The organism is Pseudomonas entomophila L48 (assembly GCF_000026105.1).
Lineage (GTDB): Bacteria > Pseudomonadota > Gammaproteobacteria > Pseudomonadales > Pseudomonadaceae > Aquipseudomonas > Aquipseudomonas entomophila.
In genome coordinates this window covers 2995567-3018543 of the sequence record NC_008027.1, presented here as the reverse complement: position 1 = coordinate 3018543, position 22977 = coordinate 2995567, and the positions used below count along the sequence as shown (strand labels likewise).

Genomic DNA, 22977 nt, shown 5'->3' with positions numbered 1-22977 from the left:
GTGCAGCATCTCGACCTGCAGGTGGTGCAACAGGCGGCGCAATGGTCGCGTGATGGCTTGCGCGTGTGGCTGTGCACGGTGCTTGGTACCTATGGCTCGGCGCCGCGCGCGCCAGGCTCGCTGCTGGCGGTCAACGGTCAAGGGCATTGGGTCGGCTCGCTGTCTGGTGGTTGCGTCGAGGAGGACTTCCTCGAACGCGTCGCCGCCGGCGAGTTCGCCGAGGCGGTGGCCGTGGTGCGCTACGGCGATGCCAGCGACAGCCGCTCGAACATCCGCCTGCCCTGTGGTGGCATCCTCGATGTGCTGGTGGAGAACCTGCCCGGCGACTGTGCCACCCAGGCCCACCTCGGCGAGCTGGAGGCGGCGTTGCTCGGGCGTCGCCGCCTGCTGCGCGAGGTCGACCTGCGCACCGGCCAGCGCCTTGTGTGTGACGACCACAGCCATGGACTGCGGGTGGAGCAAGGTGAGGGCCGCGTGCGTCTGCGCGTCGGCGCCGCCCAGCGCCTGCTGCTGGCGGGGTACTCCAGCGTGGCGCACTTCTGCGCCGAGTTCGGCAAGGGCCTGGGGTTCGAGGTGGTGTTGTGCGATCCGCGGGACGAGGTGATGGACAACGTGGTGCTCGACGGGATAGAAATCCGTCGAGAGCTGCCCTCGGTGTTCATCGCCAACGGCGGCTGCCACCGCGACACCGCGGTGGTGGCGCTCACCCACGACCCGAAGATCGATGACCTGGCCATGCTCGAAGCCGTACAGACCGAAGCGTTCTATATAGGCGTGATGGGCTCGCGCGCGACCTCCGAGAAGCGCCGTGAGCGCCTGCGCCGCATTGGTGGGCTGAATGACGCAGAGATGACGCGCATCCATGCGCCCATTGGTCTCAACCTGGGGAGCAAGACCCCGGCCGAGATCGCCCTGGCGGTGCTGGCCGATATCCTCCGTACCCGCAGCGGCGTTGCCCGCGAGGCGTTGTGAGCGTCGTCGCGCTGGTGCTGGCGGCGGGGCAGGGTTCGCGCTTCGGTGGTGACAAGCGGCGTGCGCTGCTGGCCGATGGACGCAGCCTGTTGCAGCACAGTGTCGAGCGTGCCCTGGCGGTGTTCGACGAAGTGCGCGTGGTGCTGCGCGCTGGCGAACGGGCCGAGGACCTGGGGTTGCCGACGGGGTGTCGCATCGTGGTCAGCCCCGAGGCGGGGCTCGGCATGGGCCATAGCCTGGCGGCCGGCGCGGCGTCGCTCGACAATTGCGCCGCCGAGGCCGTGTCCATAGTGCTGGGCGACATGCCCTGGATCCAGGCGCGGACCTTCCGTCGCCTGATCGAGGCGGCCAGCCCAACGGCGATTGTGGTGCCGTGTCACCATCAGCAGAACGGGCACCCGGTGCTGTTCGGGCGCACCTACTGGCCAGAGTTGACTGTGTTGGCGGGTGACCAGGGCGCGCGCTCGGTGCTGCAACGGCATCGGCAGCAAATGCTGGTGGTCGAGGTGGACGACGCTGGGGTGTTGCGCGACGTCGATACGCCTGCTGCGCTCGGCTAGACGGCTCTGGGCCAACTGCGCGACCGGTGCAGGCGATTACCTTCTGCAGGAGCGGTCTGCTTCATCGATGCCACAGCCACCACTGAGGGAAAACCCTCATTGCCGCTTATCCGGTGGTCTCCTAGCATGGATTCGGTCAAACACCCAGGCATAGGAGCACAACAATGACCAACACCAACGACGAAAAACGCCCCACCCCCGACCCGGCCGAGGACAACGCCTTCTTTCCCTCGCCGTATTCCCTCAGCCAGTTCACGTCCAGCAAATCCGACCTCAGCGACGCCAACTATCCCGAGCCCTATGAAGGTGGTCGGTGGAAAATCCTGCTGATCGGCGCCGACGAGCGCTACCTGCTCACCGACAACGGCACGCTGTTTTCCACCGGCAACCACCCGGTGGAAACCCTGCTGCCCATGTACCACCTGGACAAGGCCGGTTTCGCCTTCGACGTGGCAACCCTGTCGGGCAACCCGGTCAAGTTCGAATACTGGGCCATGCCCAGCGAGGACACCGAAGTGCTGGGCCTGTTCGACCGCTACCGCAAGGCGTTCAAGCAGCCGCGAAAGCTCGCGGATGTGCTTGAAAACGCCCTGGGCGACGGCTCCGACTACCTGGGTGTGTTCATCCCCGGTGGCCATGGCGCCTTGATCGGCCTGCCTGAGAGCAAGGAAGTCGGGCAGGTGTTGCAGTGGGCGGCCGACAACGACAAGTTCGTCATCACCCTGTGCCATGGCCCAGCAGCGCTGCTGGCCAGCGGCAGGCTCTATGACGGTTACAAGATCTGCGCCTTCCCCGATGAGCTGGATGCCAAGACCCCCGACATCGGCTACATGCCCGGCCACCTGGCCTGGAAGTTCGGCGAGCGGTTGCAGGCCCAGGGTGTCGAGATCATCAACCAGGGTATTTCCGGTGCCGTCCATCAGGACCGCAAGCTGCTCACCGGTGACAGCCCGCTGGCCGGCAACGCGTTGGGCAAGCTGGCTGCGGCGACGTTGCTCAAGGCTGTCAACGCCGGGTGAGCGGGATGCCATTCGACAAGGTGGTGCAGGCGGTCCAGCAGATTGAACAGGCCACCACCCTGGCGCTCATCCAGTCGGCCGTGCGCAGCGTCGCCCGGCCGCTGGGCTATGACCGCTTCGTGCTGTTCAGCGCCAATGCCGCGCGGGACGAAGTAGTCGAGCGCATCCACTGGGTGGAGGGCGACTGGTTCGGCGATGGACTACGGGTCGATGCACAGACCTACATACGCCATTGCCCGGTGAACCGGCACCTGCTGACGGCACGCGAGCCGTTCTTCTGGAGCAAGCGTGAAGGCGAGGGGGGCGAGCGCTACCACGTGGTGCGAGCACCGGTCGGCACGGGAGTCCATGGCTTGCAGGTGCCAGTGTTCGGCCCGGCCGGCCTGGAAGGCGCCATGAGCCTTGGAGGCCTGCACATTGATGCCTCGCCCGCTACCCGCATGTGCCTGGCGCTGCTCGCCAACGCGGCGTTCCACGCGGCCCGGCGCCTGCTCGAGGCGCCGGTCGGGCAGGAGGTTGGCGTGCTGAGCGAGCGCGAGCGCCAGGTATTGGCCTGGACCGCCGCCGGCCAACGCCAGGCCGATATCGCCGCGACCCTGGGGTTGTCGGTGCGTACCGTCGAGAACCACCTGCGCGCTGCCCGACGCCGCCTCGGCGTGGCCACCACCGCCCAGGCGATCAGGATCGCCCTGGGCAGTGGCGTGCTGGGCTGAGTGTCTCAGCCCTGGTACGCCAAGCTCAGCACCACCTTGCCGATATGTCGGCCGGACTCCATCAGTTCATGGGCCTGGCGGGCAGCCGTGAGCGGAAAGGTCGCATGGATCAACGGTTTCACCGAGCCGCCACAGACATGGGGCCATACACGGGCCTGCAAGTCGTCGAGGATCGCCGCCTTGTCATCGATACTGCGCGCACGCAAGGTCGAACCGATATGAGTGAGGCGCTTGACCAGCAGGGGGAACAGGTCGACCTCGCTGGCCGGGCCCTTGACCACGCCGATCTGCACGATGCGCCCGTCCATGGCCGCCGCCTTGAAGTTGCGGGCGACGTAGTCGCCGGCAATGATGTCGACGATCACATCCACGCCCTGGCCGTTTGTGTGCTGCATCACGTGCTCGACAAAGTCTTCGCGGGTGTAGTCGACGGCCACGTCGGCGCCCAATGCCAGGCTGGCGGCCTGCTGCTCGGCATCCTTCACCGTGGTGAAGATCTTCGACGCGCCGAAGGCCTTGGCCAGTTGCGTGGCGGTGGTGCCGATGCCCGAGGCGCCACCGTGGATCAGCACCGACTCACCGGCCTTGAAGCCACCGCGCTGGAACAGGTTGACCCACACGGTCATGAAGGTTTCCGGCAGGGCCGCGCCCTCGACCATGCTGAGGTTGGCCGGCAGGGGCGCGGTGGTGCGCTCGTCGGCTACCGCGTACTCTGCGTAGCCGCCGCCCGGCACGAGGGCGATGACCGCGTCGCCGACAACAAAGCGACTGACCTGTTCACCGAGGGCAACGACCCTGCCGGCGATCTCCAGGCCCGGAATATCCGAGGCGCCAGGCGGTGGCGCGTACAGGCCCTTGCGCTGTAGCAGGTCAGGGCCGTTGACGCCGGCGGCGTGAACCTGGACCAGTACTTCCCGTGGGCCGGGGCGGGGCGTGTCGCGTGTGGTGGGTAGCAGGACCTCCGGGCCACCGGGCTGGGTGATGTCAATGGCGGTCATGTGGGACGGGATGATGTGACGCATGGGAACCTCTGTCATTCTGATCAAGGGCCTGGGTGGCCCGCTGGATGACAGGGTAGGGAACAACCACGAGGCGGTCGCGCGGCGATTTTGCGGCGCGGTGCCGCGAAATTACTTCAGCCAGGCTGGGTACATGATCCTGTAGGAGCGGGTTTACCCGCGAATGCGATAGTGGGCTCACCGACGCATTCGCGGGTAAACCCGCTCCTACAGGGACCACACCCGCTTCAAGCTCAACGCTGTACCTGTAGGAGCCAGCCTTGCTGGCGAATAGGCCAGTACGGCCAGCCCACAGGTACCTTGCCAAACCAACGAGGAGTGAATCCATTGAACTGGGACGACGCCCGCATGCTTCTGGCCCTGAGCCGCGAACAGACCCTGCGCCGCGCCGCGCGGGTACTGCGGGTCGACCAGGCTACCGTCGGCCGGCGGGTGGCGGCGTTGGAGGCGGACCTGGGCTCGACCCTGTTCCTGCGCACGCCGGCCGGCTACCAACTGACCGCCCTCGGCGAGGTTGCCGTGGAAATGGCGCTGAAGATGGAACAGGCCGCCCTCGAGCTGACTCGACGCATCGGCGGCGCCGACAACGAACTGGCCGGCGAAGTGCGCATCGCCACCACCGACTCCCTGGCCCAGGACTTCGTCATCCCGGCCCTGGCCCAGCTGCACCGCGAGCACCCCGGCATCCGCGTGGTGCTCAGCGGAAGCTCGGAAATCGTCAACCTGTCCCAGCGCGAGACTGACATCGCCATCCGCAACCTGCGCCCGGACAACCCCGACCTGGTGCTGCGCAAGCTGGCCAGCTGGACCATGGGGCTGTTCGCGTCGGCGGACTATGTACAGCGCCGGGGCATGCCGGCCGTCGGCAACTTCGAGGGCCACGAACTGGTGGTGTACGAGCCGTACTGGCGCGACCAGGCCCGGCCGACCCTGGTGGACGTGCCCATCGGTGAGGGCAGGGTGGTGCTGGCCGCCAACGCCAGCCTGATGCTGCGCCGGGCGATCGGCCAGGGCCTGGGCATCGGCGAGATTCCCGTGGAACTTGGCCTGCTAGATGGCCTGCAGCGGATCTGGCCCGAGTGCACACGGGCGAAGCCCTACGAGGTGTGGATGGTCACCCACCAGGACCTGCGCCATACCGCCCGGGTGCGCGTGGTGATCGACCACCTGGTCCGGGCATTCGCTGCATAGGCCTGATCTTGCCCGGCGAACCCCACTGCTGTTCGGTCGGAGATTCTGGACCGAGTTGACCCGAATGGGAAGGGATGAAGGGGCGCGTTCGCTGCTGCAGTGGCATCGTGATTGTGTCGTCGTGCTGGATGTGAAGGACAGTGGGTATTGCGCGATGCGCCCGCGCTTCATCTGGCCAAGATAAAGACGTGAAGGGCTGAGCGCTTCAGTGGCTGTGTGCTGCGCGAATCACCTGATATTTTTGCCAGTTTCTAGCGGCTGCCCCGCTCGATACAGTCTTCGGACAACCGTGCCTACGTACACCGGAGACCGTCATGTCCATATGTGAATCCGCAGAAGACTCCAGCACTTCTTCAACTTCCAAGATTGTCACGTCGCCCGGGCGACTAGTCGTGGAATCGCCGAAAAAGGAAATCGTCCAGGACATGCTGCCGTTCAAGCTGTGCCATGGTGCCACGCATCGCCTGGAAATCAGCGCGCCGGAGGGCACTACCTGGGCCGGGCAGAAACTGTGTGTGTTGTGGATGGCGGGCAACTCGGCAGAGAAGGGCACATTTTTCTCGGAGATGAAGCCTGAGCTGAAAACCGAAGACGGCACGGACGATGAGGGCCAATACCAGGTCTTGTCCGAGGAAGGCCCCAAATGGACGCTGACGGCAATGGCCGGGGTCGACGTGGTATCAGGTGAAATGAAGCTGGGGCTGGGCAGCTACTGGCAGGCCAGGAAGCACGAGTTCTTGGCGCAGATGGGCGATTTCCACTATGAAATCACCCGGGTGGACTGGGACAACGTTATCCCGATTGTGGAGGAAGGCAGGAGCACCACCCTTACCGCCAGTGTGGAGAACGTCTTTGACAAGACCCGCGCCATCAGGGGGGCTACGGTGGAATGGTGGCTCAATGGCAAGTTCTACCAGAGCACCACCACGGATGAGCAAGGCTATTCGAAGTTGACATACCTGCCCAGGGAGGAGGAAATCATCACCGATGAGGTCACGTTCGAGGCCAAATGTGTCGATGGTCTGCAGCAGGACAGCATTAAATCTTTAAAACTGCCGGCTTTCGTCAAGACTCCCTGGTCGGATCAACTGAGGTTGGAACTTCATGAGATGGATGGGACGTCCGTTCCTGTCACACCACTGGACATTCGCCTGGTCCGTGGTGGCAAATACAAGTTGTTCCTGATCCCCACGGAAAAGGAAAAGAAAGACAATTTCTTCATTGGCAAACCCATCACGCTGGGCTGGCCAGTGGTGGAAGATCAATTGGGCATTGAGTTCAAACCCATCACGCTGGGCTGGCCAGTGGTGAGAGATCAATTGGGCATTGAGTTCAAACCCGAGACCGCGCAGACGATGCCTGAGGAAGGGTTGAGCTGGGAGATCACGGGCGGTGGCCAGAGTGGGAAGTTCACCTTGACGGCGAATGCGGATGGCCTGGGTGTGCCGTACCTGCTGTCCGGGGTGCAGATGTCGCAGACGCTGGGGGATGAGGCTGATCTGGTCGTTGTGAGAACCGGGGAAGAGGAGCGGCCGGTTTTCCAGGCCGGGGTGGAGAAAACCGTACGTATCGTACCCAAGCAGGGTAGCCCCCTGGGAGGGCTGGAGCTGTCTGCAACACTGCGGTTCGTTCAACTCAACGATTGGCTGCCGGCCGACAAACTGCGCGCTGTCCCGGCGTATGGGGAAGCCAGTGCTGCGGTGACGGATGCAGGGGTCCCCTGGACAATCACACCCAATAACGAGCATGGCCAGTTCGGCCTGAAAATCGAGATGCCTGGTTTCACGACCCCTCTGGAGCTTCCGGCGGGGTTGTTGATGTCAAGCCATTTAGAGAATGAAGTACGGGTGCAGGTCGACGGAAGCGCGATTGGCAGTCGTTTGATCTCGCGCCGGGGGAAACCGCTGGAAATCAAGCTGATCCCAAGAGCGGATATCAATAGCCCTCTGAAAGACACCAAGCTCAAGGCCTGGATCTCCTTTACCAAATCGGGGGCGCTGGATCCGGGGGATGTTGAATCGGATCCGTCCTATGATGCCAAGGAACCCGCCAACGGAAAGGATGGGTTGAGCTGGAGGCTGACGGGGGCGCAGAACAAGAGCGGTATGTATACCTTGGCTCTTCATGTAGAGAGTTTCCTTGCGCCTATCGAGCTGAAGGACGCGCTGCTGATCTCTGAATTGCTCAGTGATGAGGCTGACGTGCGGATTGGTGATAAGGAGGTACCTTCTCCACTTGTTTTGCGACGCGGCATCCCTTCCACGATCACCATCAAGCCAAAGGCGGGCAGCCCGCTGGCAGAGACGGTATACAACTGCTGGATGACCTTTACCAAGGGTACGCTGGAGCCGGGCAGCGTGGAAGCCAAGCCCAAGTTCAATGAAGAAAAGCCGATGGAGCCGCTCGGTCGGAGCTGGGAGCTGAAAGGACTGGCGTTCAGCGGCACCTGCACCCTGGATATCCATGTGTCGAACTTCGACACCACGTTGAAGTTGGCGAACGTGGTCCTGCTTTCTCAAAACCTGGCGGACGAAGCGGATCTGGTCAACGCCGACGGCGACGACGACGACGGAAAACCTCTGTCGCCTTACTTCTGGATCGGCGAGTCAAAGCGGGTAAGCCTCAAGCCCAAGGCCGGCAGCCCGCTGGGGCTGTCGGGGCTCTCTGCCACGTTGAAGTTCGTTGAACTTGAAGCGAACCTGAAGCAAGCATCCTTGCCGGCCGAGCCGGTCTACAATACAGGACAGGACTTGGTTCCAGAAGCCGATGCCACCTGGAGGATCGACCCCGCCAACGCCCGTGGCCAGTTCGGCTTGAGCGTGGAGGTGACGGGCTTCTCGGCCCCGCTGAAGCTGGAGTTGGCCTTCTTGATGTCGAAGGTGCTAAGTGATGAAGCGCGTGTATTCATCGATGGCAAAGAGGTGGGCGGCACCTCGATAGTCATGTATCGGCAGAACTACAGCAAGATCGCACTCAAGCCCAGGGACGATATTCACAGCCCGTTGGGAAAGACAGCGTTGAAGGGGCAGCTCACCTTCACAGCGGGTAGCCTGAGTAAGGGCCAGGTGCCCGTAGTACCGCCCTATGAAGATGAAGAGCCAATGACCGCTGGTGGCATTGAATGGACGCGGACCGAAGGTAATAGCACCAGCGGCACCTTCACTCTGGATATCCGTGTGTCGCCCTTCGACAGCACGTTGAAATTGGCGAACGTGATCCTGCTTTCTCAAAACCTGGCAGACGAAGCGGATCTGGTCAACGCCGACGACGGAAAACCTCTGTCGCCTTACTTCTGGATCGGCGAGCCAAAGCGGGTAAGCCTCAAGCCCAAGGCCGGCAGCCCGCTGGGGCTGTCGGGGCTTTCTGCCACGTTGAAGTTCGTTGAACTTGAAGCGAACCTGAAGCAAGCATCCTTGCCGGCCGAGCCGCCCTACAATACAGGACACGACTTGGCTCCAGAAACCGATGTCACCTGGAGGATCAACCCCGCCAAGGCCCGTGGCCAGTTCGGCTTGAGCGTGGAGGTGACGGGCTTCTCGGCCCCGCTGAAGCTGGAATCGGCCTTCTTGATGTCGAATGTGCTAAGTGATGAAGCGCGTATAGTCATCGATGGCAAAGACGTGGGCGGCACCTCGATAGTCATGTATCGGCAGAACGCCAGCAAGATCGCACTCAAGCCCAGGGACGATATTCACAGCCCGTTGGGAAAGACAGCGTTGAAGGGGCAGCTCACCTTCACAGCGGGTAGCCTGAGTAAGGGCCAGGTGCCCGTAGTACCGCCCTATGAAGATGAAGAGCCAATGACCGCAGGTGGCATTGAATGGACGCGGACCAAAGGTAATAGCACCAGCGGTACCTTTATCTTGGGTGCCAAGGTGGAGGGCTTCAAGATACCCTTGGAAACACCGGAGGTAGTGTTGATCTCGGATCAACTGCAGGATGAATTTACGATACATTTCAACTATAAACCGATTGGCGACTCCTTGGTGCGTATCACAAGTACGCCTACTCTGTTTCAAGTATTTCTGAAGCCCGAGAGCCCTTTGACTAAGAACACCTTCCAAGCCAGCATGCTGGAAATAAAGCCGCAGGTGAGGGTGAACCCTGGCTATGGGTATCCAAGCCGGTTGACCATACACCCGGGATCGAGCTGGACTATGTACGTTGATTTCACGCCAGTTGAGTTCAACGTAGAGCTGGAAATAGAACCGTTCTCGGAAACCGTGCCAAATCTGGCTGACAGACCTGATGAATTGAAGGTTTGACTTGACTTGGCTTGACCATGAATTGTGATGTCTGCGCACTGCCAGGAGCTGAATGCACTTCGGTGTTGTTCAGCTTGCAGTCCTGGCCGAAATGATCGTGTCCCAGGAAGTGGTGTAACTCATCATGGCCTTGACCACTGAGTTTGCCGTTTAATTGATCACGGCCGACAGCTTGGCCTGTGGATTATCGCTGACCGCCTCGAAGGCCTCCAACTGCATATATCGCCGTTGCAGGCACCACTCGTCGTTCTGCTCCAGCAGCATCGCGCCTACCAGCCGTGTGATTGCAGGGTCGTTGGGAAAGATGCCCACGACGTCGGTGCGACGTTTGATTTCAGCGTTGAGCCGTTCCAGTGGATTGGTGCTGTGCAACTGCTGTCGGTGCGCTTTGGGAAACGCCATGTGTGCCAGCATTTCATCCTCGCAGCCGTCCATAAGCGTCGCGATCTTGGGGTACTTTTCGCGCAGTTGGTCGGCGACCAGGCGCCACTGCTGGTGACATTCGGCACGGCTGTCCTGGGCGAAAACCGTGCGCAGAAGCGCCGCCACCATGGTGCGCTGGCCCTTGCCGACATGGGCCATGGCGTTACGCATGAAATGCACGCGGCAGTGCTGCCAGGTTGCATTGAAGACTTTGGAAACAGCCGCCTTGAGGCCTTCGTGGGCGTCGGAGATGACCAGCTTCACGCCACGCAGGCCACGCCGCATCAGGCTTCGCAGGAAGTCCGTCCAGAAGGGCTCAGCTTCTGACGGGCCAACCCGCATGCCCAGGACTTCACGGCCACCATCGGTGTTCACGGCCACGGCGATTATGACGGCGACTGAGACGATGCGCCCAGCCTCCCGCACTTTGACGTAGGTGGCATCAATCCAGAGATAGGGCCAGTCGCCTTCAAGCGGGCGATCAAGGAAGGCGTGGACACGTTCATCAATCTCGCCAGCCAGCCGTGACACTTGGCTCTTGGAGATGCCAGTCATGCCCATGGCTTTGACCAGCTCGTCCACTGAGCGCGTTGAAACGCCCTGGATATAGGCTTCCTGGATCACCGCTGCCATCGCTTTCTCGGCAGTGCGTCGAGGCTCAAGGAAGCCTGGAAAGTAGCTGCCTTGGCGCAGTTTGGGAATCTTCAGGTCAACATCGCCAGCGCGGGTTTGCCAGAGGCGATCCCGGTAGCCGTTGCGGCTGGTCGTCCGGTCGGGGCTTTTGACATCGAAGCCGGCGCCGCACAGGCTTTCGACATCAAACTCCATCATGCGCTGGGCAACGAACTGGATCATTTGCTTGAGCAGATCAGCGTCTGCCCCTTTCTCAACCAACTCAGTCAATGCGATAGTGGGCTTGGTCATCGTGGTTTCTCTGGTGAAGGTTAAGTCCGCAAACTCAACGTTAGCCAAGAACCACGATGACCATCCTCTTTCGTCCGCAGGGCGCTTTCGGCTGGTTCAGTTACACCACTTCTCGGGACACGATCGCCAAAATCGCTCTATTGCGCGCTGATGAGGGCGCGTGTCCGGTGTTGCAGCGGCACGCGATCACCTCGTCAGGTTCGAAGTGGGCGGCCTTGAGGTGCTGTGCGATGCCGATGCACTTGCCGACCTTGATCAGGTTGATTACTCAGACGTTCAATGAAACTGGGCAACTGTTTCTACATCGGTGGGCTGGCCAGGCTTATCTGCGTGGTCAAACGCCAGTCCGGCTACCTGAAGACCCACTTCCACGGGTTGGCCAAGAAGATGGTATAACTGACCACGCGAATGGCGCTATCGAATCTATGAACGATGGGCGAGCGCTTAGCCCAGAAAAGCTCGATTTGCAGTCGCCGACAACTGAAAAACCGGGGCAGTGCCCCGGTTTTTCAGGCATTACAGCCGCACCTCTCCCGCAGCAACCAATACATGCTGGTGCACCGTTGGCAGTCGGGTGGCATGTCTGAAGTTGTTCTGGTAGTAAAGGGGCATTGCAATTCTGGAGGGCTGATGTTTGGAATTGTTCCAGTCATGATATATTTGGCAGTGTAAAGTTTGCCGCTCTTGAAGGTCATTTGAAAAAGGGATGAATATCTTCTGCCGTCGCTAAGCAGACTGACTGCCAGTCTTGCGGTTTCCAGCAGGTGTTCTGGGATTTCGATGTCAATGCTCGCCATTGTGATATTGTAGTTATAAAATCTTCCTGCGTTTTCATAGCGTAGATAGCGTTTTCCGTATGCGGCAAGCAACATGTCAGTTCTGCCTATGCTCTTTATCGCTAAGGTGCACGGGATAATAGTTTCCGGTTGAATGAATGTGTGGTCTTTAATAAAGCCCCAGCGGATAGGTTCAGTTGTCTCTGCATCTTGTGGGATGTTAGTTGCAGAAGATTCGTTGCTCATATCAAGCTCCACAATTAATGAAAATTAACCGCCAGCCATAGGCAAGGCGCATCTATTGATCCTGTACTTTGAACTTCTGGTTTTTCATCGTCTCACAACGACACGATCAAGCACTGCAGTCGACACTTGGGAAGCCATATATTTCAGTCTCGCGCTTGTTGATGTTATGTATTTCTCTGGTCAATGCCTTGCGTATAGCTTGGAACTTTCCTTGATTTATTGTTGTCTCCTAACCTCCGTTGCAAGATGTGCAGGTGACAGAGCGGGATGCGCGCTGTTAATTATATTGCGATAGGATGTAAGTGTCGTTGGCTACATTCTCATGTGGTTGCGTAGATTGCCAAATCTGCTTTCAATACTTATCGATTCATCCTGACTTGCTCGAAGCCCTGAGGCAGCACATAGGTCACCCTCGGGATATCACAACTCAAGTCATGGAAAGCTAAAATTTACTGACCCTGTCGCTTCAACTTTACGTCTTCCTTCATAAGGTGGTTGGAGTGAGCATGCGCAACATTGCCACCTGCGACAACTAGCAAAAATATCAGGTAGCACATCCTGGCGCCGCGTGCTTGCCGACAGACACATGGGCAGGGAACAACCACAATGGGGTCGCGCGGCGATTTTGCGACACGGTGCCGCGAAATTTCTTCACGTTCGGGCAGCCGGCCGCAGTCCCTGTGGGAGCCGGCTTTGCCAGCTAATACAATTGTGAATTCACCGACGTACTCGCGGGTAAAACCCGCTCCCACAGGCAGGAATGAATCATTTGAACTGGGACGACGCCCGCACGCTCCTGGTCCTTAGCCGCGAACAGACCCTGCGCCGCGCGGCTGTTGGGGGTCGACCAGGCCACCATGGGCTCGCGCTGGGGGCGGACCTGGGCTCGACCCTGTTCCTGCGCACGCCAGCCGGCTACCAATTGACCGCCTTCGCCGAGGCGTGCCGGCCGTCGGCAACTTCGAGGGCCACGAACTGGTGGTGTATGAGCCGTACTGGCGCGACCAGGCCCGGCCGACCCTGGTGGACGTGCCCATCGGTGAGGGCAGGGTGGTGCTGGCCGCCAACGCCAGCCTGATGCTGCGCCGGGCGATCGGCCAGGGCCTGGGCATCGGCGAAATCCCCGTGGCGCTTGGCCTGCGCGACGGCCTGCAGCGGATCTGGCCGGCGCTTGCACGGGCAAAGCCCTCCGAGGTGTGGATGGTCACCCACCAGGACCTGCGTCACACCGCCCGGGTGCGGGTGGTGATCGATCACCTGGTCCATGCGTTCGCTGAAAATTCTTGAGGAAAATCCTGTGATTGGATCCTTTTTTACTGCGTGAAAACCCCGTGCGTTTCGCCAAAGCTTGAGTACAATCATCGGCTTTTTCAGGGCCTTTCCCCGGCCTGTTCCTGGATGTGCAAATGCTGATCGGTAGCTACTCCTCCTCGCTGGTGTTGATCTCGCTGTGCGTGGCCATTCTTGCCTCTTACACGGCGCTGGACCTCACCGGGCGCATTGCCACGGCCAAGGGGCGGGCGGTGCATTTGTGGATGCTGGGCGGCGCCTTTGCCATGGGCATTGGCATCTGGTCGATGCACTTCATCGGCATGCTGGCGTTCAGCTTGCCGATCAACCTGGGCTACGACACCACGCTGACGGCGTTGTCGCTGCTGATCGCGGTGGCATCCTCGGGCTTCGCCTTGTGGCTGGTGAGCCAACCCAAGTTGCCCTGGCAGCAACTGGGCTTCGGCGCGCTGATCATGGGCAGCGGCATCGCCTGCATGCACTACACCGGCATGGCGGCGCTACGCATGCAGCCGGGCATCGACTACGACCCGACGCTGTTCGGCGCCTCGCTGGCCATCGCGGTCGGGGCCTCGGCGGCCGCACTGTGGATCGCCTTCCGCCTGCGCCAGCACACCCCGTATGTGCGGCAATTCCGTGGGCTGGCAGCGGTGGTGATGGGCATCGCCATCGTCGGCATGCACTACACCGGCATGGCCGCGGCGAATTTCCCCACGGGGAGTTACTGCGGCGCCCTGGTCGACGGCCTGGCCGGCGATGGCCTGGACTACCTGGTGCTGATCACCACCCTGGCGGTGCTCTCGGTGGCGCTGCTGACCTCGGTGCTGGATGCCCGCCTGGAAGCGCGCACGGCGGAGCTGGCGCGTTCGCTGACCCTGGCCAACCAGGAACTGACGCAACTGGCCCTGCACGACACCCTCACCGGCCTGCCCAACCGCACCTTGCTGGCCGACCGTATCGACCAGGCCATCGGCCGGGTGGCGGAGCAGGGCGGCTGTTTCGCCCTGATGTTCATCGACCTGGACGGCTTCAAGCCGGTCAACGACGCCTTCGGCCACCATGTCGGCGACCTGCTGCTCAAGGCGGTGGCGGCGCGCCTGCGCGGGCACCTGCACAGCCAGGACACCCTGGCGCGGATCGGCGGCGACGAGTTCGTGCTGCTGGTGGAGTTGGGTGAGCCGGACGACGCCATGGGCGTGGCGGTCAAGCAGGTCAACCTGGTGTCGCGGCCCTTCCGCGTGGCCGAGCACGACTTGCAACTGACGGCGAGCCTGGGCATCGTGCTCTACCCGGGCAACGGCGCCGACCAGCACGAACTGCTGCGCAACGCCGACGCCGCCATGTACCACGCCAAGAGCGCCGGCAAGAACGGCTACAGCTTCTTCGACGCCTCGATGAACACCAACGCGCGCCAGCAGCTGCAACTGCTGCAGGACCTGCGCACGGCGCTGGAGCAGGGCCAGTTCCGCCTGCACTACCAACCCAAGTTCGACGCCGCCGCGCGCCAGCCCATCGGCGCCGAGGCGCTGCTGCGCTGGGAGCACCCGCAGCACGGCCTGATGCTGCCGGACCGCTTCATCGGCCTGGCCGAAAAGACCGGCTTGATCATCCCCATCGGCGAATGGGTGCTGGGCGAGGCCTGCCGGCAGATGCGCCAGTGGATGGACCAGGGCCACGACGACTGGCGCATCGCGGTCAACCTGTCGGCGATCCAGTTCTGCCACGCGGGGCTGGTGGACAGCGTGGCACGGGCGTTGAACGACAATGGCCTGCCGGCCAACCGCCTGACCCTGGAGATCACCGAGACCACCGCCATGCGCGACGCCGACGCCAGCCTGACTGTGCTGCAGCGCCTGTCCGACATGGGCGTGGACCTGTCCATCGATGACTTCGGCACCGGCTATTCCAGCCTGATGTACCTCAAGCGCCTGCCGGCCAACGAGCTGAAGATCGACCGTGGCTTCGTCCGCGACCTGGAGCAGGACAGCGACGACGCGGCGATCGTCTCGGCGATCGTCGCCCTGGGCCAGGCGCTGGGCCTGCGCATTGTCGCCGAAGGGGTCGAGACCGACCGCCAGCAGGACTTCCTCACCCGCCTGGGCTGTGACTCGTTGCAGGGCTACCTGCTGGGGCAACCGGTGCCGCCCGAGCAGTTCATGCAACGCCTGGAGCAGGCCGGCAAAGGTGCCGGGCAAACCGTCGGCTGAACGTTACCCAATACAGGGGCAGCGACTGGGGAATCCGCCCCAGTGCGCTGCCTTTGTCGTTTCAGGCCATTGAAAATAAACGTCTATTTTCATGGCATAGGACTTGCTCCCCACCCTCCAGAGTCCCCGTGTCCTCCGGAGGTGCCCCATGTCGACCCCGCGCAAAGGCCCTGTCCTGTCCACCTTGCTGTTGGCCCTGCTGGGCTGGCAGGCCAGCGGCGAGGCCGCCGTGCAGTGCCAGCGCACGCTCACGGCCAACGTGGTGGCCCTGGACCAGCCGCTGATGTTCAACCGCCTTGGCGCGCAGAACGCCAACGGCATGATGTTCGCCCTGCGCCAGGACGTGGTGGACGAGCACCAGGTGCCCTTGAACAAGGGCGGCGCGGCGGTGCCGGGCAAGGTCACCCTGCGCCCGGACAAGCGCCCGCGGCCGATCGTGCTGCGGGTGGCGGCCGGCGACTGCCTGACGGTCAACCTGACCAACCTGCTGGCCTACCAGGCCAACCCCAACAAGCACGGCATCCATCCTGAAGAGCCCGAAGGCGAAGAGGGGGAGGAGGCCGAAGTGCCGGAGGTCGAGGATGACGAAAACTTCGTCGCCGATCAGCAGGTGACCGACCGTCACACCGGTTTCCAGGTCAACGGCCTGCAGGCGGTCAACAGCATCGCCGACATCGCCGCCAACACCGGGCGCAATGGCAATTTCCTGGTCGCCCCGGGCAGCACCCGCAGCTACACGCTGTACGCCGAGCGCGAAGGCGCCTTCGCCGTATCCAGCCGTGGCGCGCCGTTCGGTGGCGAGGGCAACGCCGGCAATGTCGCCAACGGCTTGTTCGGCCAGGTGGTGGTGGTACCCAAAGGCGGGCGCACCTACCGCAACACCCTCACCGAAGAGGAAATGCGCCTGGCCACCACCGGGCGCACGGCCACCGGCCAGCCGGTGATCGACTACGAGGCGCGCTACCCGCAGGCAGAGCCGTGGATCGCCGAAGGCAAGGCCGGCAAGCCGATCATCGCCATGATCGACGGTAACGAGATCCTCAATAGCGAAACCGATGCCATCGTCATGGGTCCCAATCCGGACGGTAGCTTCCCGAAAGCCACCTATCCGCTGGAGAGCGTGGGCAAGCGCAACCCGGCGCTACCCAACCGCCTGGAAGCGTTCCGTGACTTCGCCGCGCAGTTCGCCGACGAGGTGGCCGGTACCCAGGCCTTCCCCGGTTACTGGGCGGACCCGGTGATGGGCCATGTGCTGGAGCCGGCCCGCGACTCGTTCATGATCAACTACGCCGCTGGCGGCATGGGTGCCGAAGTGGTGGCCAACCGCCTGGGGGTGGGGCCGATGCACGACTGCCTGTCGTGCGCCTATGAAGAGTTCTTCCTCAGTTCTCACACCGTGGGTGACATCGGCACGTTGGTGGATATTCCGGCCAACGTCGGCCTTGAGCGTATCCGCCCGGGCGAGGTGCCACCGGCCAGCGCGACCGGCGTGAAGGCGACCATGGCCCTGTACCCGGCCGAGCCGGCCAACGTGCACCACAGCTACATCGGTGATTTCACCAAGTTCCGCAACACCCACAACGGCCACGAGCAGCACATCTTCCACCTGCACGGCCACCAGTGGTTGTTCAACCCCAACGACGACAACTCCGACTACATCGACGCCCAGGGTATCGGGCCCGGTGTGGGGTACACCTACGAAATCGCCAACGGTGGCTCGGGCAACCGCAACCGGGTGGCGGGCGACGCCATCTACCACTGCCACTTCTACCCGCACTTCGCCCAGGGCATGTGGGCCATGTGGCGGGTGCACGACGTGTTCGAGCCCGGCACCCGGCTGGAGGTGAGCGGCGAGGGCGCCAATGGCTACCACAGCACCCCGTTCGCCCTGCGCAACGGCAAGCCTGCCGCGGGTGCCCGGGCATTGCCTGATGGTGAGATCGTCGCCGGCACGCCGATCCCGGCCATCGTGCCGCTGCCCGGCAAGGCCATGGCGCCGATGCCCGGCAAAGTGACCGTGGTGCCGAAATTGTCGGAAACCCTGGTGGCCGAGCACGACGATGACGAAGAGGAGGGCGACGATCACCCGGACGAGCCTGCCACGCCACGCGCCGTCGGCTCCCTGGCCCTGGTCGACCGCAGCGAGACCAACCGCAACGCCGACGGCTCGCTGAAGAACCCTGGCTATCCGTTCTGGATCGGCGGCATGGAAAGCAGCGTCGGCCAGCGCCCACCGACCCCGCCGCTGGACATGCTTGACCCGGCCCTGGCGCGCCAGCTCAAGGACAGCGGCAAGGCACTGTGGGCCAACCTCGACCCCAACCAGGTCGATGGCTGGGACGGCGGCCTTGGTCGGCACGCGCTGGATGGCGTATCGGCCGGCGGCGAGGCGGTGACCACCACCACCAAGCTGGATTTCTCCAAGGTGGTGCACAAGGCCAAGCCGATCTACCTGCCCGAGGAGGGCACCGAGGTCGAGCAGGCGGCGATGCAGTTCCACGCCAAGGCCGAGCACCCAAGCTTCGCCCTGATCCCCGGCAGCGCCCCGGTGGCCAAGGCGTTCCGCACCAATGGCGCGTTGCCCACGGCGGGCGCGCCGTACTACGAACCGTGCATGGATGACCGTGGCAAGCGCCTGACCCAGTCCTCGGGCGTGGGCGAGTTCTTCAGCGGCGAAAACCTCACCGGCATGAGTTTCCGTGGCTCGTCCACTTTCACCGCCGACCGGCCGCGCATCTACAAGGCCGCCAATATCCAGTTCGACGCGGTGTACAACAAGGTCGGCTACCACTTCCCGCAGGCGCGCATCCTCGCCCTGTGGGAAGACGCCTGGCCGGTGATCACCAAGCAGCGCCCACCGGAGCCGATGGTGCTGCGCATGAACACCTTCGACTGCACCCAGTACGTGCACACCAACCTGATCCCGTCGTTCTACGAGATGGACGACTACCAGGTGCGCACGCCCACCGACGTGATCGGCCAGCATATCCACCTGCCCAAGTGGGACCTGACCGCCGCCGACGGCTCGGCCAACGGCTGGAACTACGAGGACGGGATCCTCTCGCCCGGTAGCGTGGTGGAGCGGGTGCATGCCATCCGTGCCTTCAACAACTGCAGCGAAGGCGATGCCCGGGACGGCACCGCCGCCTGCCCGAAAGCCAAGCAGCACCCGTACTTCGGGCGCTTCGGCCGGGCTGACTGGCTGGGCGCGCGCACGGCCATGCAGCGCTGGTTCGCCGACCCACTGGTGAACGTGCATAACGTCGACCGTGGCCTGGGCACCATCTTCACCCATGACCACCTCGGCCCATCGACCCACCAGCAGTTGGGTCTGTACGCCACCGTGCTGGCCGAACCGGCCGGCTCCACCTGGTACCACGCCGAGACCGGCGAGCAGCTGTACAACCCGGCCACCCGCCAGGACGGCGGGCCGACCTCGTGGCAGGCGGTGATCCAGACCGGCGACCACGATGGCGACGGCAAGAACGACAGCTACCGCGAGTTCTTCCTTGAGTACAGCGACTTCCAGCACGCCTATGAAGCTGGCGTGTACGTGGGCGCCGGCCCCAACGGCATCCCCGATGGGCAGAGCTACCCGGCCACCGCCGACAGCTTCCGCTACGCCATCAACCCGCCCGTGCGCGGCAAGGCCTCGAACCTGCTGGAGGCCATCGTCGAGACCCGCGGCGGCCTCAATCCCGGCTGCCCGAGCCGGCCATGCCCGCAGGCAATCTCGGTCGATGACCCGGGCATGTTCGTCGTTAACTACCGCAATGAGCCCTTGGCCCTGCGCGTGTTCGACCCCAACAAGGTCGGCCCCGACGGCAAGCGCGGCATGCAGGCCGACGGCCTGGGCGGCGACCTGGGCTACGCCCTGCAGACCCGCACCGACCGCGCCATCCCGGCGATGAACCTGGCGCCGTCGGCGATCACCCAGGCGGTCGGGCCCACCGGTGGCACCACGCTGTTCCCGCCGCACATCAACAAGGCCGGCAGCGAACCGGGCGACCCGTTCACGCCGATGCTGCGCACCTATTCCGGCGACAACGTGCGCCTGCGCATGCACGCCGGCGGCCATGAAGAGGAACACAACGTCACCCTGCACGGCGTGAAGTGGCTGCAGAACGGCTCGGGCTTCGGCAACAGCTCGAACTCGGGGTGGAAGTCGTCGCAGATGATCGGCATCTCCGAGCAACTGGGCTTCATGGCGCCGGTGTCGATGATCTCCAGTTCCGCCGCCACCAACGGCGACTACCTGTACTCGCTGGACGCGGCCCTGGAGGGCTACTGGAACGGTATCTGGGGCATCATGCGCAACTACACCGCCCAGCGCTCCGACCTGTTCCCGCTGCCCAACAACCCACAGCCGGTGGCCATGCGCAACACCGTGAACTTCGACGGCATCTGCCCGAAAACCACGGCCAACCCCACTGGCGTGGGCACCCGGCCGACGGTCAAGCGCAGCTATGAAGTGGTGGCGGCCCTGGCCAACGACATCCTCGAGAACCGCCAGGGGGTGAGCATCAGTGACCCGGCCGGGATCGGCCAGCATGTCGGCGGCCCGCTCAAGGCCAACGGCGGCACCCTGGTGTTCAACAGCCGGCGCACCAGCATCCCGCTGGTCAGCGGGGTCGACCCGGAGGACGGCGAGACCTTCACCATCGGTGGCCACAGCGCGCCGCTGCACGACCCCACCGCCATCCTGTACGTGCGCAAGGCCGACCTCGACGCCAGCACCGGCAAGCTCAAGGCCGGGGTGCCGGTGGAGCCGCTGATCCTGCGGGCCAACGCCGGCGACTGCATCAGCATCACCCTGGAGAACCGCCTGCCACTGGTGATGCCGGACCTGCCCAGCACCGCGGTGATGCACAACGTGGTCAAGCGCGACCGCTTTGACAGTGAAGGCGCGACGGCTTTCGCCAACAACCTGATGCGCCCGTCCAGCCATGTTGGCCTGCATGCACAGTTGCTGGCCTACGACATCACCAAGTCGGACGGCGTCAACGTCGGCCTCAACCCGGTGCAGACCGTGCCGCCGCGCAGCGGCAGCAGCGGCGCCTGGCCGACCAAGGTGTACCAGTACTATGCCGGGCACCTGGAGCGCGAAGGCAAGCCGACCCTGCAACTGGGGCGCACGGTGGATAACATCAACACCACCGCCATCGAGTTCGGCGGCCTCAACCTCACCCCGGCGGATGTGATCAAGCAGCCGCAGAAGGGCCTGGTGGGTGGCATGAGCATCCTGCCGCAGGCCGCCACCTGGACCGAGGACACGGCCAGCCGCGCCCAGGCCACGGTGAAGGTCAGCGGCCAGCCGGACTACCGCGACTTCGTCACGGTGTGGCAGCGGGCGCTGAACATGCGTTGGGCCGATGGCCGTCCGGTGGCGGGCATCAATACCGAGGGCAATGGCGCGGCGGGTGATCCGCAGGACAACGGCAACATGGCGGTGAACTACAAGACCGAGCCGTTGTGGCTGCGCTTTGGCGTGGCGCCGGACGCGCCGTTCGGGCGTGCCGATGGGCTTGGGTTTGCGGATATTCCCAACGTGCACATGGCCTACAGCAATGCCCTGGTGGGTGGTGATCCGCAGACGCCGGTGCTGTATGCCAAGCCCGGGCAGCCGGTGCGCAACCATATCGTGATGCCCAGTGGTGGTAGCCGCGGCATGACCTACCAGTTGGATGGGCATGTGTGGCCGTTGCATAACTTCCAGGCCGAGAAGAGCGATGTGGATGGCTACCCCATGGGGTTGCCGGGCATTGGGTCGGTGCGTTTCGGCTACAACCCGATGGCGATGTTCATCGGTGCCCAGGAGAGCGTGCTGCCGGCGGCGCACTTCAGCTTCATGTTGCCCAGTGCGGGCGGGGCCAATGCGGTGCCGGGGGATTACCTGTTCCGCGACTATGCGGCGTATGGGAATACCTCGGGGTTGTGGGGGATTCTGCGGGTGACCAACGAGGCGCCGCCGGCGGTGGCGCCGGCGCAGTAGATGAAGGCACCTGGTGGCCTGGCTCGGAGTTGGGGGAGGCCACCAGGTGTTAGTCGAGAGAGAGGCAGCGCCTGTGAGATCGAGCGCCGCTCGCGCGGCGCATCGCGGATGAATCCGCTCCTACAGGTTTGTTTCGGGCCAGTTATGCCTGAAAGAGCACCGAGGCCGCCTTGCCTGCATCAAGGGGCACGTTGCAACCGACTGTAGGAGCGGATTCATCCGCGATGCGCCGCGCGGGCGGCGCTCGATCTCAAGAGCGCAACAAGGCGAACGCCAAGCCCCTGTCCGCCCCAGCGCGGTCTTCCCGCCCCGATCCATCAGATTTAACCGCTTTCTTGTAGTCCCTTTCCCAAAGATAATGCCCGCGCCGTTTTTCCGTTGCGGTGGCCATTTTCGCCCTCTAGTCTCGCCTGGTCGCTGCAATCAGCGACGCGACTTTGACAGGTCGCGATGAACTGTATGCGTACGGTCTGCCCTCAATGGTGGCTGTGCGTAGGGCACGTTCGCGTGCGCCGGTCTTCTCAGTTCCTCCGGTCTGTCAACCTACGCACAGCTGCCACCCACCTGTCTGACAGCAGGTGGATGGTCGCTCGACTGAGGAACTGAGAATGCTGAAGATAGTCCCCGATCCCCCCACCGTCCTTGAAGACACCCTCGTCCAGACCTCCGAACACGTCCGCTGCGCCCTGGCCGTCGCCCAGCAATCCATCCCGCTCATTTCCAGATCACCCGGCTCGATGCTCGTGCTGGCTGCTTTGCACGAGATGGAAACGGTGAAGGCCTTGCTGGATTCGGCACTGGCCCAAGTGCAGGCGACCCTGCACTGATGGTTGAAATACCCACTTCAAGGAGATCCCCATGACACCGGAAGACCCCAACACCACCGTCGGCCAGACCCGCTTCTACCAGGGTGAAAACAACACCCAACCGCTGTTCTGCATCGAGCCCGGCATTCCATGCCGGCACGCCCGCGAACAATCCTCCGAACTGATGGACTGTGTGCGTCACCTGACCCTGGTCGGGGTCATGGAGAACGATCAACGCATGGTCTGGGCGGCCCACTACCTGAGTGCCTTGGCCAAGGCGCTGATGGATGATGCCGAGCTGGGCATGGCGCATTGAGCATTGGGGCTGCTGTGCAGCCCATCGCGGGTAAACCCGCTCCTACAGGATCTGTAGTGACCGCAATCCCTGCAGGAGCGGGTTTACCCGCGATGGGCCGCGCAGCGGCCCCAAGTGCCCACCCCCGCCTTCGGGGAATCCCCCTGGGTGCTGCTCCCCAACTTTCTCGCATTGATTCTCCAACCCACTGATTCAAAAGCACTTAATCAGTGGCACAACGCTTGCTACTCCCTCCACAGAACCCTAGGCCCCCATGGA

Annotated in this window: 14 protein-coding genes; 11 read left to right on the top strand and 3 right to left on the bottom strand. The window is 63.1% G+C overall.

Annotated elements, in window-relative coordinates; genetic code table 11:
- The 4 genes from PSEEN_RS13290 (at window position 1) to PSEEN_RS13275 (ending at window position 3264) form a co-directional block, all read left to right on the top strand.
- Window positions 1-972 (top strand): XdhC family protein, encoded by a 972-nt coding sequence (locus PSEEN_RS13290; RefSeq protein ID WP_011534039.1) that lies wholly within the window; start codon window positions 1-3, stop codon window positions 970-972.
- Entirely contained in the window at window positions 969-1532 is a 564-nt protein-coding gene (locus PSEEN_RS13285; protein WP_011534038.1) for a nucleotidyltransferase family protein, read from the top strand. Before PSEEN_RS13290 ends, PSEEN_RS13285 begins: the two co-directional genes overlap by 4 nt.
- 164 nt (window positions 1533-1696) lie before the next feature.
- Window positions 1697-2551 carry a glyoxalase III HchA gene (hchA, locus tag PSEEN_RS13280; protein WP_011534037.1) on the top strand — a complete coding sequence of 285 codons (855 nt, stop codon included), beginning with the start codon at window positions 1697-1699 and terminating at the stop codon, window positions 2549-2551.
- 5 nt (window positions 2552-2556) lie between these two features.
- Entirely contained in the window at window positions 2557-3264 is a 708-nt protein-coding gene (locus PSEEN_RS13275; protein WP_011534036.1) for a PA1136 family autoinducer-binding transcriptional regulator, read from the top strand.
- A 5-nt stretch (window positions 3265-3269) separates the two neighbouring features.
- Here the strand turns inward: PSEEN_RS13275 and PSEEN_RS13270 are convergent, their stop codons facing one another.
- Window positions 3270-4262, bottom strand: a complete 993-nt coding sequence (locus PSEEN_RS13270) for an NAD(P)H-quinone oxidoreductase (protein WP_044488800.1) — start codon at window positions 4260-4262, stop codon at window positions 3270-3272.
- A 348-nt stretch (window positions 4263-4610) separates the two neighbouring features.
- Here PSEEN_RS13270 and PSEEN_RS13265 point away from each other — a divergent pair, with 348 nt between their 5' ends.
- Window positions 4611-5474, top strand: a complete 864-nt coding sequence (locus PSEEN_RS13265) for a LysR family transcriptional regulator (protein WP_044488124.1) — start codon at window positions 4611-4613, stop codon at window positions 5472-5474.
- A gap of 314 nt (window positions 5475-5788) precedes the next feature.
- On the top strand, window positions 5789-9739 hold the full coding sequence (locus PSEEN_RS13260; RefSeq protein ID WP_011534032.1) for a hypothetical protein: 3951 nt from the start codon (window positions 5789-5791) through the stop codon (window positions 9737-9739).
- A gap of 150 nt (window positions 9740-9889) precedes the next feature.
- Here PSEEN_RS13260 and PSEEN_RS13255 read toward each other — a convergent pair whose 3' ends face one another.
- Both PSEEN_RS13255 and PSEEN_RS26650 read right to left on the bottom strand, forming a co-directional pair.
- A complete protein-coding gene (locus PSEEN_RS13255; protein ID WP_011534031.1) occupies window positions 9890-11086 on the bottom strand; it encodes an IS256 family transposase in 1197 nt (398 codons plus the stop codon).
- A 509-nt stretch (window positions 11087-11595) separates the two neighbouring features.
- Window positions 11596-12108 carry a hypothetical protein gene (locus PSEEN_RS26650; protein WP_011534030.1) on the bottom strand — a complete coding sequence of 171 codons (513 nt, stop codon included), beginning with the start codon at window positions 12106-12108 and terminating at the stop codon, window positions 11596-11598.
- A gap of 942 nt (window positions 12109-13050) precedes the next feature.
- Here PSEEN_RS26650 and PSEEN_RS13250 point away from each other — a divergent pair.
- From PSEEN_RS13250 to PSEEN_RS13230, 5 genes are all read left to right on the top strand, one after another.
- Entirely contained in the window at window positions 13051-13395 is a 345-nt protein-coding gene (locus PSEEN_RS13250) for a LysR substrate-binding domain-containing protein (protein ID WP_052299097.1), read from the top strand.
- A gap of 119 nt (window positions 13396-13514) precedes the next feature.
- On the top strand, window positions 13515-15605 hold the full coding sequence (locus PSEEN_RS13245) for a putative bifunctional diguanylate cyclase/phosphodiesterase (protein ID WP_011534028.1): 2091 nt from the start codon (window positions 13515-13517) through the stop codon (window positions 15603-15605).
- Window positions 15606-15753: 148 nt separating this feature from the next.
- The gene (gene mnxG / locus PSEEN_RS13240) at window positions 15754-21597 is read left to right on the top strand and encodes a manganese-oxidizing multicopper oxidase MnxG (protein ID WP_011534027.1); all 5844 of its coding nucleotides are present in this window, start codon (window positions 15754-15756) and stop codon (window positions 21595-21597) included.
- A 608-nt stretch (window positions 21598-22205) separates the two neighbouring features.
- The gene (locus PSEEN_RS13235; protein ID WP_011534026.1) at window positions 22206-22424 is read left to right on the top strand and encodes a hypothetical protein; all 219 of its coding nucleotides are present in this window, start codon (window positions 22206-22208) and stop codon (window positions 22422-22424) included.
- Window positions 22425-22455: 31 nt separating this feature from the next.
- On the top strand, window positions 22456-22719 hold the full coding sequence (locus tag PSEEN_RS13230) for a DUF3077 domain-containing protein (RefSeq protein ID WP_011534025.1): 264 nt from the start codon (window positions 22456-22458) through the stop codon (window positions 22717-22719).
- The last annotated feature ends 258 nt before the right edge of the window (window positions 22720-22977 follow it).

What these genes read in the sequence shown, in the direction of transcription:
- PSEEN_RS13230 (WP_011534025.1), top strand. Translation starts at nt 22,456, where the DNA reads ATGACACCGGAAGACCCCAACACCACCGTCGGCCAGACCCGCTTCTAC.
- PSEEN_RS13275 (WP_011534036.1), top strand. Translation starts at nt 2,557, where the DNA reads ATGCCATTCGACAAGGTGGTGCAGGCGGTCCAGCAGATTGAACAGGCC.
- PSEEN_RS13270 (WP_044488800.1), bottom strand. Translation starts at nt 4,262, where the DNA reads ATGACCGCCATTGACATCACCCAGCCCGGTGGCCCGGAGGTCCTGCTA.
- PSEEN_RS13260 (WP_011534032.1), top strand. Translation starts at nt 5,789, where the DNA reads ATGTCCATATGTGAATCCGCAGAAGACTCCAGCACTTCTTCAACTTCC.
- mnxG (WP_011534027.1), top strand. Translation starts at nt 15,754, where the DNA reads ATGTCGACCCCGCGCAAAGGCCCTGTCCTGTCCACCTTGCTGTTGGCC.
- hchA (WP_011534037.1), top strand. Translation starts at nt 1,697, where the DNA reads ATGACCAACACCAACGACGAAAAACGCCCCACCCCCGACCCGGCCGAG.
- PSEEN_RS13235 (WP_011534026.1), top strand. Translation starts at nt 22,206, where the DNA reads ATGCTGAAGATAGTCCCCGATCCCCCCACCGTCCTTGAAGACACCCTC.
- PSEEN_RS26650 (WP_011534030.1), bottom strand. Translation starts at nt 12,108, where the DNA reads ATGAGCAACGAATCTTCTGCAACTAACATCCCACAAGATGCAGAGACA.
- PSEEN_RS13245 (WP_011534028.1), top strand. Translation starts at nt 13,515, where the DNA reads ATGCTGATCGGTAGCTACTCCTCCTCGCTGGTGTTGATCTCGCTGTGC.
- PSEEN_RS13255 (WP_011534031.1), bottom strand. Translation starts at nt 11,086, where the DNA reads ATGACCAAGCCCACTATCGCATTGACTGAGTTGGTTGAGAAAGGGGCA.